Here is a 13,129-nt window from a genome sequence, read left to right on the forward strand (position 1 = left end):
ATGAAAGCATGAGCGGTAGCAACATACTGCGGATTTTCAGGCTTGGTTCAAGGCTTTCAATGAAACGTCAACAGCCCCTAACATCATTACCCCGATGATGACCTATGCGGGGGTTATTCTTGCCTTCATTCGTAAATATTCACCGGAATTCAGCATGGGGGATCTCATCGGCCTGATGCTGCCCTATTCCGTCTGCTTCCTGACCATCTGGACCCTGCTACTCATACTGTTTTTTGAGCTGGGAATCCCCCTGGGGTTTTGAATGGTCACCTTAAAACTGACACTATACAGACAATATTCCCGTTCACGGATGCCCCTGCCCTGATGTTGATCAACACATCGGCTATGTCGTAGTGGTATTAACTCTCCTCGAAAAATCAACGACGAATAATCCCCATTCGAGGAAGTAATGCAAACAACACCCCCTGCCAACGTGGCGCGTATCGGTGGAGAAACCTGCTTCATCACCGGTGGCACTGGTTTCATCGGCCGTTTTCTGGTGGAAAAGCTACTGACCCGTGGCGCCACTATTCATCTGCTGATTCGTGATGGTGAGCAGGCTCAGGTAGACCAGCTGATCAATCACTGGAATGTCGCACCTAGCCGGGTTCACACACTCATCGGTGACATTACCCAACCCAAGCTGGGGCTGAGTGACGAACAGATTGCCAAGCTCAAGGGCAAAGGTGAGATTGACCATTTCTTCCATCTGGCCGCCATATACGACATCAATGCCGATGAAGAAAGCCAGATCCACGCCAATGTGGAAGGTACTCGCCACGCGATGGCCTGTGCCGAAAACCTGAAGGCAAAATGCTTCCATTACACCAGCTCCATTGCTGTCGCAGGACTGTATGACGGCACATTCACGGAAGACATGCTGGAAGAAGCCGGCCCGCTCAACAATCCCTACCTGAAAACCAAGCATCAGGCCGAGCGGGTGATTCGCAATGACTGCACCATTCCATGGCGCATTTACCGTCCGGCCATGGTCATCGGTCACTCCAGAACCGGCGAAATCAACAAGGTTGACGGCCCTTACTACCTGTTCCACGCCATCCGCAAGATGCGCAACTCCCTGCCCCAGTGGCTGCCCATCATTGGCCTGGAAGGTGGTTGGCTGAACATGGTGCCTGTGGATTATCTGGTCGACAGTATCGACCATATCGCCCACAAGGAAGGTTTTGACAACCAGTGCTTCCACATCACCGATCCGAACCCGCAGCGACTGGGAGAACTGCTCAATATCTTTGCTTCTGCCGGTGGTGCGCCACGTATGGCCTTGCGGGTGGATTCCAGTTTCGTGAGCCCATTCGTGTCCATGCTGCTCAAGAGCCTGTACCGGATGCCGGCCATTACCAAGGTGTCCCAGGCCGTACTCCGCGACCTGAAAATACCGGATGCAGCACTGGACTTCCTGCATTACCCCACCCACTTTGATCGCACCAACACCGATGCGGCCCTTGAAGGCAGTAACATTCGTTTGCCAGTTCTGCGTGAGTATGCCCGGGTTATCTGGGACTACTGGGAAAATCACCTGAACGAAGAACGTCTGACCACCGAAAACATCGACAAGGCTGTAGCAGATAAAGCAATTCTGATCACCGGCGCCGGCTCCGGTATCGGTCGTGCCACAGCGGAACGACTGGCCACCACGTCAGCCCGTCTGGTACTGGTTGACCGTGATGAGGAATCGCTGGCCGAGGTTGCCCGCATTATTCGTGAACAGGAAGGCAAGGTCTGGACCTGGACCGCTGATCTGACCGACGCTCAACAGTGCGATTCCATGATCCAGCAGATCAACGAGGAACTAGGCGGGATTGATATTCTGGTCAACAATGCCGGTCGTTCCATCCGACGCTCCGTGAACAACAGCTACGACCGTTTCCATGATTTCGAACGCTGCATGGATATCAACTATTTCGGTGCCATGCGCATGATCATGGGCTTCCTGCCCGGGATGGAAAACCAGCAGTGCGGTCAGGTCATCAACATCTCATCCATCGGTGTTCTGGCGGGCAGTCCACGGTTCTCGGCCTATGTCGCCTCCAAGGCCGCACTGGATGCCTTTACCCGCTGTGCATCCAGCGAATTGGCGGACAAAGGGGTGAAGTTCACCACGATTAACATGCCGCTGGTGCGCACCCCCATGATTGCACCGACCAAGATGTATGAATCTGTCCCTACCCTGACGCCGGATGAAGCTGCCGGTCTGATCATCAAAGCCATGGTGCGCAAACCCAAGCGGATTGCCACCCGGATGGGATTGATGGGGCTGGCACTCCACGAAACCATGCCCGTGCTGAGCGAACTGCTGATGAACGCCAGTTTCAATATGTTCCCGGAATCAGCCGCCGCACAAGGCAAGAAAGAAGAAGGGAGCAATACGCAGCGTCCATCGGCTGAACAAAAGTTACTCGTCAACCTGCTGAAAGGTGTTCACTGGTAATCCACACGCTATAACACCATTGACTAGAAAACCAAAAGCCAGTGCCCTGTTGGGCACTGGCCTATCAAGCATGCTTCCTGCACCGACGATGATCAGCGATCACTGGCTTTGGGAAATACCTGAAGGTTGTTTCTCGACAAACGCGAGGAATGCCTCAGCCACGGCGGAAGGATCTTCGATCATGGGCAAGTGACCAATCTCTTCAAAGATCACCGCTTCAGTCGTTGGCATATATTTCTGCATTTCACTGACACTGGAGACATCCAGTACCCGGTCATCTTCTCCCCAGATAATCAGTGACGGTGTGGTGATGGCCGCCAACCACTCTGATTGTGGAATACCTTCCAGACGCTCATCCCGTGAGCGCAGCAGGTCATCAAATATTTTCTCGTTTACCGGTTCACGCGCCAGTGCCTGCTCTTCTAATACAGACGTAATAGGCCAGGGAATAAACGGGCGATCCGTCATTACAAATGACAGGAGTTTCTCCATATCACCGGGCTGATTCACAATCAGAGGGTTTTCACCCTGCTCCAGCAAATGCTGAAACTCACTGGCATTAGGTGGCTCGACACCACCATTATCCAGCAACACCAGTGAATTAAGGACGTCAGGCTGGATTCTCGCCAATTCCATGCCGATCCAGCCTCCCATGGAGTTTCCCATGTAGTGGACCTGGCCCAGCTCCAATGTCTGGATAAAGTCAGCGATACGCTGAGCCTGAGCAGGCATGCGGTAATCCAGTTCCAACGGTGCGCTGCTATCACCATGCCCGGGAAGATCCAGTGCGATGATGCGATACTGGTTCTCTAGTTTTCCTGCCAGTCTGACCCAGTTGTCTTTGTTGGCGCCAAATCCGTGCACCATCAGGATGGTTTCACCGTCAGGATTGCCACCCGCCAGATAAGCCACTGTCAGGTCATCCATAACTACTTCAGCAGGTGCCAATCCCGCACGCTGACGTTCCAGTGACATGGCCGTCTGATAGAGATCCTGCCGGGTACAGGCCGTTAACAACAGCAAACTGAATAGAAAGGGAATACCAAATAATGTTTTCAGGCGTATCGTCGTCATGGGCATCCAACCTCTTATTGTTATTGGGTGATAGATTGACAAGTCAGATGGAAAATAAAAAGCCGGCCTATTTTAACCGGCTTGGTGCCCAGTTGATAACACCATTATGAAAATGGGGAATGATGTGACGGAAAGGACACACCGTCAGAATTAAATTCCGGTTTATCGGCAGGCTTATCCAGTTTCGGGGAGGATGAGAATGGAGACTGCTTGCTGTCTTCCGGGAAGACACCTTGTGGTTCAGGCAACGGCGAGCTTTTTGGCAGCGGCGGCTTGGGAATGGGCGTAAAGGGAATATGCAACTGCTGTGGCGAATGGTAAGGCATGGGATGCGCGGGCATGCCGGGCATAAAGTTTCTTGACTCTCTCCCCCGCCAAACCACCGTCCGCTCTATCCCATCTTCTCCTCGCCATCTGGCGGGCTGTTTATGACCGCCATTATCTTCATCTTCGACCAGTTTCTGACCCAATGCCCAAGTTACAGGAATACTCACCGCAGACACCGTGAACACATAAGACTGGTTTTGATCAACATCAAGCTGCCCATCCATCAACAAAGGCAGCTCCATGACGGCATCCTGCCCCCTATTCTGAATCATCAGATTCGCGCTGATCATTGCATGACTTTCATCTGGTCCCTGTAGCATCAAGGGCGCCACCATGCTTAGTCGAGTGTCGTCATTGAGTACAAACAGGTCATCCAGACTGCTGTCAGACAGCTCCGTAATCACGCGATGACTAAGCGCTGCGGAAATCGTTTTCACGGTTTCACCGGCAACCGAATCCAACCCCGCCATTGTGGCCGATGAAAAGCGAATCACCAGATGCCCTTCCAGCGCTTCCAGATCATCCTGCCGGATACTCTCTTCCTGGTTCAGATTCGTTCCCGATGCAAGCGCCACCTGCATACCTGCAAGCCCGGCCCAGAACATCACCGACACCGCAAGGCAACATCGCCAGAAACCGGAACAGCGCACGGCTGGAGAAACATCAAACCGCATGACAACACCCTCTCCAAAATACAGCCAACCACAGGCACTGGAGTGTAGTACATGGAATCACCGTGCATGGAAGAATCCTCCTATTACAGCCCTGCAAGCCTGCCAGCCTACGAACGATTCCCGTCAGTGATGATCCGGACAGTTGGCGTTATACTCTCCCGCACCACTGGGAAGACTGTCATCAGACTTGAAGTCGCCACCAGTCGCCACCAGATTACTGTTTTTTCTTGGAACACACTGCGTTAATGACTATCCCGGATACAGCCCAGCGCTTCCTTTTCGAAAACACCGATATTCGCGGTGAACGTGTCGGACTCAGCAGCAGCCTTCAGGCAGCGTTTGAGCCCCATGCCTACCCGCAGGCCATCCGTAGCCTGCTGGGTGAAATAGCGGCAGCGGCCGTCCTGCTGAGTACAACCCTGAAGTTTCAGGGCACCATGAGCCTGCAGGCGCGCTCCAACGGACCCGTCTCCGTGCTGATGGTTGAATGCACCGACCAGCGCACTTTCCGTGCCATTGCCCGCTGGAAAGAAGAACCGGCTGATAATGCCGATCTTCAGGCGCTGCTGCCCGACGGCCAGCTGGTCATTACGGTAGATCCTGTTAAGGGCAAGCGCTACCAGGGCATTGTGCCGCTGGAACATCCAACTCTGGCTGACTGCTTTGCCCAGTATTTCCAGCAGTCTGAACAGCTGCCTACCAGCGTCTGGCTGGCCTCTGACGGCGACAACGCCAGCGGTTTCCTGCTGCAGGCTCTGCCAGCAACTGTCGAGAAGGACGAAAAAGTTCGTGAAGAGCGCTGGTCGCACCTGACTACCCTGGCGCATACCCTGACAGACGAAGAATTGCTATCAGTGGAAACAGAGACGCTGCTGCACCGCCTGTTCCACGAAGAGGATATCCGGCTGTTTGACGCCGAACCGGTCAGCTACCGTTGCACCTGCTCCCGTGAGCGCACGGCTACTGCCCTGCAGACCGTTGACCGCAGGGAGCTGGAAGATATTCTGGCGGAACAAGGTGAAATCAATATGGATTGCCAGTTCTGCAACACCCGTTACAGCTTCTCGGCAGACGAAGTGGCAGACCTGCTGGCACCCAGGCAAACCAGCCCGCGAACATTGCACTGATCACCGGTTACGGGATCACTGACAGAACAGCAAGGGGTGAACGACGTCAGCTATCGACTGGCGTATAATGCCCTTTTTTTATTCGGATGTAGCCAAAGAGTACCCCATGGAGAGCATCTTTCAGCGCATCGCTGCAGAGTTGAATGTACGACCACAACAAGTCACCGCCACGGTCAATCTGCTGGATGAAGGGGCCACGGTTCCGTTTATCGCCCGTTACCGGAAGGAAATCACCGGCGCCCTGGACGATACCCAGCTGCGTACCCTCGAAGAGCGTCTCCGTTACCTGCGGGAAATGGAAGAGCGCCGTGAGACCATCCTCAACAGTATCCGTGAGCAGGAAAAACTGACCCCGGAACTGGAAAAGGCCATCACAGAAGCGGATACCAAAACCCGGCTGGAAGACCTCTACCTGCCCTACAAACCGAAGCGCCGCACCAAGGCACAGATTGCCCGTGAAGCGGGTCTTGAGCCGTTGGCAGAAGGCCTGCTGGCCGATCCGACCCTGGATCCGGAACAGGAAGCCACCCAATACATCAATGCTGAACAGGATGTTGCGGACACCAAGGCAGCACTGGACGGCGCCAAGTACATCCTCATGGAGAAATTCAGCGAGGATGCGGAATTGTTGGGCTCACTGCGCGACTTCCTGTGGGAAGAAGGTCGCATGAGCAGCCGCGCTGTCGCCGGCAAGGAACAGGAAGGCGCTAAATTCCGCGATTATTTCGAGCACGACGAACCGATCAACAAGGTACCGTCACATCGCGCACTGGCCATTTTCCGCGGCCGCAACGAAGGCTTCCTGCAAGCTTCCATCACGGTAGAAGGTGCAGAAGACCGTACCCAGGCGCATCCCTGTGAAAGCATGGTAGCCAGCTTCTGGTCGATCAAGAATGAAGGCCGGGCTGCAGACAAATGGCTCGGTGAAGTCGTACGCTGGACCTGGCGTGTCAAACTGCTACCTCATCTGGAAGCTGAACTGATGACGCGTGTGCGGGAAGCCGCGGAAGAGGAAGCCATCAAGGTCTTCTCCAAGAACCTGCACGACCTGCTGCTGGCTGCGCCGGCTGGCCCAAGAGCCACACTGGGACTGGATCCGGGTCTGCGTACAGGCGTTAAAGTCGCCGTCGTTGACGCTACCGGTAAACTGGTGGATCACACCACCATTTTCCCCCATGTCCCCCAGAACCGCTGGAATGAGTCCCTGGCCGCTATCGCCAAGCTGGTGCTGAAGCACAACGTTGAGTTGATTGCCATTGGTAACGGCACCGCCTCCCGTGAAACTGATCGCTTTGCGGCTGAGCTGATCAAGCAGTTCCCCAAACTAAACCTTTCCAAGGTTGTAGTCAGTGAAGCGGGCGCATCCGTTTACTCCGCCTCTGAAACCGCGGCGAAAGAATTCCCGGACCTGGATGTTACCTTCCGTGGCGCGGTATCCATCGCCCGTCGACTGCAGGATCCGCTGGCGGAACTGGTCAAGATTGAACCCAAATCCATTGGTGTCGGCCAATACCAGCACGATGTCAGCCAGACACTGCTGGCACGTTCCCTGGATGGCGTGGTGGAAGACTGTGTAAACGCGGTTGGCGTCGATATCAACATGGCCTCCGGCGCGCTGCTGGCACGGGTTGCAGGCCTGAACCAGACCATTGCCAACAATATCGTTGAATATCGCAACCAGAACGGCGCATTTACCAGCCGTAACCAGCTGAAATCCGTGCCTCGCCTGGGGGACAAGACGTTTGAGCAGTGCGCGGGCTTCCTGCGCATAATGAAAGGCGAGAACCCGCTGGATGCTTCTGCCGTACATCCTGAGACATATCCGGTAGTACAGGCGATTGCTGCACGATTTGAACGTGACCTGCGCACCCTGATCGGTGATACCGCCTTCCTGAGATCACTGAATGCTGCCGACTATACCAGCGAGGCCTTTGGTATCCCCACAGTCACCGACATCATCAGTGAATTGGATAAACCCGGCCGTGACCCTCGTCCTGAGTTCAAGACAGCGGCCTTCCAGGAAGGGGTTGAGGACATCAAAGACCTCAAGCTCAACATGGAACTGGAAGGTGTGGTGACCAATGTGACCAACTTCGGTGCGTTTGTGGATATCGGCGTCCATCAGGATGGTTTGGTGCATATCTCCGCACTTTCCAACACATTCGTGAAAGATCCACGGGAAGTGGTTAAAGCGGGTGATGTGGTTCGGGTCAAGGTAATGGAGGTTGATGTACCTCGACGTCGGATCGGGCTATCCATGCGGATGTCGGATACCGCCGAAGGCCAATCCGAGAACCGTCAGCAGCAGCGGGCGGAACGGGGTAAGCCTCACGCAGCACGCCCATCCAACCAGGCCAAGCGTCCGCAGGGACAAAAGCAGAAAGCGGATAACGGCGGCACCTTCGCCGACCTGTTCGCCAACGCCAAGAAACTGCGCCGTTGACCCTCTGGCAAAAGGGAGGGAGATCCCTCCCTTTTGCTGTCAGATCCGGTGACTTTCTGGTTAGTTTGCAGAGATGCAGAGTCCTGCCCGGAAGAGTATAGTGGCGACATTTACAGCGACTGACCACCAATAACAACGGTCGGCGTTTGCGGAATCCGGGGCATGGCTGCAGATAACCAACAACAGGAAGGCGCTGACCTTTCGCCAAGCAAGCAAAATCTCCATAAGGGCAGCGCCTACAGCCGTCATCTTGGTATCGATTTTCTGGACGCTGACGAAGGCTGCAGTAGACTGTCCATGGATATACAGCCGTTCCATGCCAACATGCGCGGGCATGTCCATGGCGGCGCACTGTTCTCTCTGGTCGATGCCGGCATGGGGATTGCCCTCTACTCCCGCTTGCCCGACAATCTCGCTGCCGCAACGATCGAAAGTAAAATCAATTACCTGAAAGCCGTCACCAAGGGCCAACTGATCTGCGAATCCCGTGTTATCCATCTGGGCTCCCGCACCGCAGTGCTGGAAGCTGACGTGATGCAGGACGGTCAGCCTGTGGTCAGGGCACTGGCTACATTTGCACTGATTCCGGCCAGTGACGATCAATCTCGTTAAGCAAGGGTTACAGCTTGTCCCAGATATTTGAACGCCGCCTGCAGGCTCTGCAAAAGGCTGAACACCACCACTGTCTGCGCCAGATCCGCCATGGCATCGAAAAAGAAGGTCTGCGCGTGACGGCAGACAGCCATCTGTCGCAGACTCGTCATCCGGAACGTGTTGGCGCCACCCTGACGCATCCCTATATCACGACCGATTATTCCGAAGCGCTGCTGGAATTCATTACACCGGTTTACCAGGATATTGGCGCCACGCTCACCTTTCTTGAGGAACTGCACAGTTTCACGCTCAAGAAAATGGATCCCTCGGAAAGTATCTGGGGTTCCAGCATGCCGCCGGTGCTGGAAGGGGATGAACACATTCCTGTTGCCTGGTATGGCACCTCCAATATTGGTCAGATGAAGCATGTCTACCGGCAGGGGCTTGCACATCGGTATGGCAAGGCCATGCAGACAATTGCCGGTATTCATTACAACTTCTCGTTACCGGGCACCTTCTGGTCATTGCTGCAAACACTGGCCAATGATTCACGTGAGCTGGTTGATTATCAGTCCGAAGGCTACTTTGCGCTGATTCGTAATTTCCGCCGTTATTCCTGGCTGTTGATGTACCTGTTTGGCGCTTCTCCGGCCATGGATCGTTGTTTCCTGGATCAGCATCCGGATGCCAGCCTCCCGCTGGAATCTGGCGGTGACAACACACGGCTGATGCCCTGGGCCACATCACTGCGGATGAGCGACTTGGGTTACACCAACAATGCCCAGTCATCCCTGAACATCTGCTACAACAATCTGAATGATTACGTTGAAAGCCTGTGGCAGGCCATCCATACGCCTTACGCAGAGTATGAGAAGATCGGTCTCAAGAAAGATGGCGAATACCTGCAGCTCAACACCAACCTGCTCCAGATTGAGAATGAGTACTACAGCCCGATTCGTCCAAAGCGTGTCACACGTTCAGGCGAGAAGCCCGTCGTTGCACTGCGCGAACGAGGTGTTGAATATATCGAAGTGCGCTGTCTGGATCTGAACCCCTTCCTGCCTGTGGGTATTGATGCTGTTCAGGCGCGCTTTCTGGATGTTTTCCTGGTGTATTGTGCCCTTCAGGAAAGTCCAGCCATTGAAGAAGCTGAGTGCAAGGCTATTGCCCGAAACTTCGAGAAAACCGTCAATGAAGGGCGTCGCCCCGGTCTGATGCTGGAACAGCTGGGACAAAGCATCACACTGACCGACTGGGGACTGGAACTGCTGGATCAACTGGAACCTGTCGCCGCGCTAATGGACAGCATTCACGGCACCGGTGACTTTTCTATGTGTATTCGCCAACAGCGCCGCAAGCTGAATAACAGCGAACGTACGCCATCGGCTCAAGTGCTGAACACTCTGTCAAAGCATAACCATAGCTTCATTGAGATGTCGCAAGAGCTGGCCGAGATCCAGTCTGATTACTTCAGACAGATCCCGCTGAGTCAGTCCCGGATGGAATATTTCTCAGAGCTGGCCCAGCAATCCCTGCACGACCAGCAGGCTATTGAGGCAGTGGATACCATCGACTTTGACACGTTCCTGGCGCAATACTTCGCCGACTGAACACAACTGGCGACAACTTGGCTGCTGCGTTCGTCGCCCAATAACAAAACAAGGATATAACGAGGCTTCCATGCTGATTCCCAAGTCACGCCATCTGCATATACTGGCTTTCCTTGCCGTGATCGGACTGCTGGCAACGGCCATGTTCTTTGAGCATGTCATGATGCTGGAACCCTGCCCGCTCTGTATTACCCAGCGAATTGCCTTCCTGATCCTCGGCCTGACCTCTCTGATTGCAGCCATCCATAACCCTGCCGGACGTGGCTTGCGTGTCTATGGTGGCTTGATACTGACCTTTGCCATCGTCGGCGCAGGTCTGGCCATCCGGCAGTTATACCTGCAGGGTCTTCCACCGGAAGAAGCACCAGCCTGTATGCCGGGCATCGGATACCTTGCCGATGTCCTGCCCATGAACGAACTTATCAGAGTCATGTTCAGCGGTACCGGTGACTGCGCCGAAGTTCAGTGGCGCTTCCTTGGCCTGTCGATCCCGGGCTGGACCCTCATTGCCTTTATCGGCTATAGCCTGTTCGGTGTGCTGGAAATGATTCGTAAGCGGGATATCGTACGGTAAATGATCAAAGGGCTGTTTATCCTTTTCCTGTTCCAAAGCCTGGGCGAAGCCATTCACCGCTTCGCCCATGTTCCCGTGCCTAGTGCGGTGATCGGGATGATGCTGTTGTTTCTCTCTTTACCCTTCTTTGGCGCTCTGTCGGATGATCTGGCAACGGCCAGCAGTCACTTGATACGACATATGTCGCTGCTATTTGTCCCGGCAGCGACCGGTTTCATCTTTTACCTGCTCCACAGCCAAAACCAGACCATACCTATTCTGGCCGTTGTTTCCCTGGGTACCGTGATTGTGATTGTGGTCACCGCGCTGGTGATGAAAAACCTTGTGCGCGGCAGCTACAAGCCTGATAACGGTATCTCAAAGGTCTCTGAAAATGACCATTGATACCGATGCCATCCGGGCTTTTATCTGCACCCCACTCTTTGGATTGACCCTGACGCTGGGCTTTTTCCAACTGAGTGCATGGCTGTTTCGCAAGTCCGGTGAATTTCCTCTTCTGCACCCGGTCTTAACTGCTGCCATACCGATTGCAACAGTCATTTATTATCTTCCGATGGACTACCGCGACTACGCCGACAGCACTGAACTGCTCACGATTCTTCTGGGCACGGCAACGGTTGCCCTGGCGGTGCCCCTTTACCATCAACTGCCCACTATTCGATCAGAAGCTCCGGCCGTTGTTGTAACTCTGTTGATTGGCGCCACGGTTGCACCACTTTCTGCCATCGTCATTGCCTGGCTGACAGGCGGTAATATGGAAACCCTGTTGTCTGTCGCACCGAAATCGGTCACAACCCCCATTGCCATGGCCGTATCGGAAAGCATGGGCGGACTCGTTTCTGTGACAGCTGGCACGGTGATCAGCGTTGGCGTGTTTGGCGCCGTGGTGACAGTGCCACTGATGAGAATCATGCGTATCGACAATCAGGCTGTACTCGGTTTTACGTTAGGATTATCAGCGCACGGTGTCGGCACAGCGAAAGCCTTTGAGTGCAGTACAACCGCTGGCGCTTTTGCCAGCCTCGGCCTGGCACTCACCGGCGCACTGACAGCTATTGCCATGCCATTGATTTACCATCTGCTTTTTTGACCATCTGTCATCGTTTTCAATACCATCACAGTTAATCTTTTCGACAATCAGGTTTTATTGTTTTTATGAAATTTGTTGGCGCCCACGTCAGCGCAGCCGGTGGTGTGGAAAATGCACCGGTCAACGCCCATAACATCGGAGCGACCGCCTTCGCCCTGTTCACCAAAAACCAGCGACAGTGGAAGGCTAAGCCGCTGACCGAAAAAAGCATCCAGCTGTTTCGGGAACGCTGTGATCGTTATGGTTTTGCGCCAACGCAAATTCTTCCTCACGACAGCTACCTGATCAATCTTGGTCATCCGGAGCAAGAGGCCCTGCAAAAATCTCGGACGGCGTTTATTGATGAGATGGAACGCTGCATGCAACTCGGTCTGGATCGTCTCAATTTCCATCCTGGCAGCCATCTTCGCACAATTAGTGTCACTGAATGTCTACTACGCATTGCTGAATCCATCAACATTGCGCTGGATAAAACCGAAGGCGTCATTGCCGTGATTGAGAACACGGCAGGTCAGGGCAGCAACCTTGGCTGGCAATTTGAAGAACTTGCCGAGATTATTGAGCACGTCGAAGACAAAAGCCGTGTAGGTGTTTGCCTGGATACCTGCCATACCTTCGCTGCCGGCTATGATCTAAGAACAGAAAGCGCCTGCAAAACCACCTTTCAGCAATTTGCTGATACTGTAGGCTTTGGATACCTCGAGGGTATGCATCTCAATGATTCAAAAGGGGAACTTGGTTCCCGTAAAGACCGCCACCACAGTCTCGGGCAAGGGGAAATTGGCTTGGAAGTCTTCCGATTTATCATGCAGGATGAACGTTTTAACAATATTCCCCTGATACTGGAAACCATTGATGAATCCATCTGGCCAGAGGAAATCGCTACGTTGAAAATGCTGGAAAAATAAGAGCTTTAAAAGCTTGCCAAAGCGACTCAAATTACGTGGTGTTCTTTATCGCAATACTGTTGTCATATTGCTGCTATGAAAACAGTATTGCCCGATCAAATACTCACCAATAGAAGGTCATGAATCAGATCCGTTGATTACGTATATATAACAGTCAACGATCATGGTTATGCTACGTATTTTGGATTATGGCTGTTATTGACGTTGTATGCCCCCACTGTGGAAGTATTGATGGTGTTGTGAAAAACGGTAAAGCGGA

Annotated in this window: 13 protein-coding genes; 11 read left to right on the forward strand and 2 right to left on the reverse strand. The window is 53.7% G+C overall.

Features of this window, described 5'->3' with window-relative positions:
• Positions 1-85: 85 nt before the first annotated feature.
• Both ABD892_RS14680 and ABD892_RS14685 read left to right on the forward strand, forming a co-directional pair.
• The gene (locus tag ABD892_RS14680) at positions 86-262 is read left to right on the forward strand and encodes an AbgT family transporter (protein WP_345196618.1); all 177 of its coding nucleotides are present in this window, start codon (positions 86-88) and stop codon (positions 260-262) included.
• 147 nt (positions 263-409) lie between these two features.
• Complete coding sequence (locus tag ABD892_RS14685; protein WP_345196603.1) at positions 410-2,449, forward strand: SDR family oxidoreductase; 2,040 nt, start codon at positions 410-412, stop codon at positions 2,447-2,449.
• A 99-nt stretch (positions 2,450-2,548) separates the two neighbouring features.
• On the opposite strand, the gene ABD892_RS14690 is transcribed toward ABD892_RS14685, so the two are convergent.
• A complete protein-coding gene (locus ABD892_RS14690) occupies positions 2,549-3,523 on the reverse strand; it encodes an alpha/beta fold hydrolase (RefSeq protein WP_345196604.1) in 975 nt (324 codons plus the stop codon).
• 104 nt (positions 3,524-3,627) lie between these two features.
• Positions 3,628-4,524, reverse strand: coding sequence for a hypothetical protein (locus tag ABD892_RS14695; RefSeq protein ID WP_345196606.1), 897 nt, complete (start codon positions 4,522-4,524; stop codon positions 3,628-3,630).
• 51 nt (positions 4,525-4,575) lie between these two features.
• Between ABD892_RS14695 and ABD892_RS14700 the strand changes: the two genes are divergently transcribed.
• The 9 genes from ABD892_RS14700 (at position 4,576) to nfo (ending at position 12,870) form a co-directional block, all read left to right on the forward strand.
• On the forward strand, positions 4,576-4,770 hold the full coding sequence (locus tag ABD892_RS14700; RefSeq protein ID WP_345196607.1) for a hypothetical protein: 195 nt from the start codon (positions 4,576-4,578) through the stop codon (positions 4,768-4,770).
• Positions 4,770-5,651 carry an Hsp33 family molecular chaperone HslO gene (gene hslO, locus ABD892_RS14705; RefSeq protein WP_345196608.1) on the forward strand — a complete coding sequence of 294 codons (882 nt, stop codon included), beginning with the start codon at positions 4,770-4,772 and terminating at the stop codon, positions 5,649-5,651. Before ABD892_RS14700 ends, hslO begins: the two co-directional genes overlap by 1 nt.
• 106 nt (positions 5,652-5,757) lie before the next feature.
• The gene (locus ABD892_RS14710; protein ID WP_345196610.1) at positions 5,758-8,094 is read left to right on the forward strand and encodes a Tex family protein; all 2,337 of its coding nucleotides are present in this window, start codon (positions 5,758-5,760) and stop codon (positions 8,092-8,094) included.
• Positions 8,095-8,256: 162 nt separating this feature from the next.
• Complete coding sequence (locus tag ABD892_RS14715) at positions 8,257-8,706, forward strand: PaaI family thioesterase (protein WP_345196611.1); 450 nt, start codon at positions 8,257-8,259, stop codon at positions 8,704-8,706.
• A 14-nt stretch (positions 8,707-8,720) separates the two neighbouring features.
• Complete coding sequence (gene gshA / locus ABD892_RS14720) at positions 8,721-10,298, forward strand: glutamate--cysteine ligase (protein ID WP_345196612.1); 1,578 nt, start codon at positions 8,721-8,723, stop codon at positions 10,296-10,298.
• A gap of 70 nt (positions 10,299-10,368) precedes the next feature.
• Positions 10,369-10,872 (forward strand): disulfide bond formation protein B, encoded by a 504-nt coding sequence (locus ABD892_RS14725; protein WP_345196614.1) that lies wholly within the window; start codon positions 10,369-10,371, stop codon positions 10,870-10,872.
• On the forward strand, positions 10,873-11,256 hold the full coding sequence (locus tag ABD892_RS14730; RefSeq protein ID WP_345196615.1) for a CidA/LrgA family protein: 384 nt from the start codon (positions 10,873-10,875) through the stop codon (positions 11,254-11,256). It abuts the gene before it with no gap.
• Positions 11,246-11,962, forward strand: coding sequence for an LrgB family protein (locus ABD892_RS14735; RefSeq protein WP_345196616.1), 717 nt, complete (start codon positions 11,246-11,248; stop codon positions 11,960-11,962). The genes ABD892_RS14730 and ABD892_RS14735 overlap by 11 nt, the downstream gene beginning before the upstream one ends.
• A gap of 65 nt (positions 11,963-12,027) precedes the next feature.
• Positions 12,028-12,870, forward strand: coding sequence for a deoxyribonuclease IV (gene nfo / locus ABD892_RS14740; protein ID WP_345196617.1), 843 nt, complete (start codon positions 12,028-12,030; stop codon positions 12,868-12,870).
• Positions 12,871-13,129: the final 259 nt, after the last annotated feature.

It is taken from the genome of Kistimonas scapharcae (genome assembly GCF_039540975.1).
In the GTDB taxonomy this organism is placed as follows: Bacteria; Pseudomonadota; Gammaproteobacteria; order Pseudomonadales; family Endozoicomonadaceae; genus Kistimonas; species Kistimonas scapharcae.

Coding starts and splice junctions, on each gene's coding strand:
- ABD892_RS14685 (WP_345196603.1), top strand. CDS start 410: ATGCAAACAACACCCCCTGCCAACGTGGCGCGTATCGGTGGAGAAACC.
- nfo (WP_345196617.1), top strand. CDS start 12,028: ATGAAATTTGTTGGCGCCCACGTCAGCGCAGCCGGTGGTGTGGAAAAT.
- ABD892_RS14725 (WP_345196614.1), top strand. CDS start 10,369: ATGCTGATTCCCAAGTCACGCCATCTGCATATACTGGCTTTCCTTGCC.
- ABD892_RS14695 (WP_345196606.1), bottom strand. CDS start 4,524: ATGCGGTTTGATGTTTCTCCAGCCGTGCGCTGTTCCGGTTTCTGGCGA.
- ABD892_RS14715 (WP_345196611.1), top strand. CDS start 8,257: ATGGCTGCAGATAACCAACAACAGGAAGGCGCTGACCTTTCGCCAAGC.
- hslO (WP_345196608.1), top strand. CDS start 4,770: ATGACTATCCCGGATACAGCCCAGCGCTTCCTTTTCGAAAACACCGAT.
- ABD892_RS14700 (WP_345196607.1), top strand. CDS start 4,576: ATGGAATCACCGTGCATGGAAGAATCCTCCTATTACAGCCCTGCAAGC.
- ABD892_RS14730 (WP_345196615.1), top strand. CDS start 10,873: ATGATCAAAGGGCTGTTTATCCTTTTCCTGTTCCAAAGCCTGGGCGAA.
- ABD892_RS14735 (WP_345196616.1), top strand. CDS start 11,246: ATGACCATTGATACCGATGCCATCCGGGCTTTTATCTGCACCCCACTC.
- ABD892_RS14710 (WP_345196610.1), top strand. CDS start 5,758: ATGGAGAGCATCTTTCAGCGCATCGCTGCAGAGTTGAATGTACGACCA.
- ABD892_RS14690 (WP_345196604.1), bottom strand. CDS start 3,523: ATGACGACGATACGCCTGAAAACATTATTTGGTATTCCCTTTCTATTC.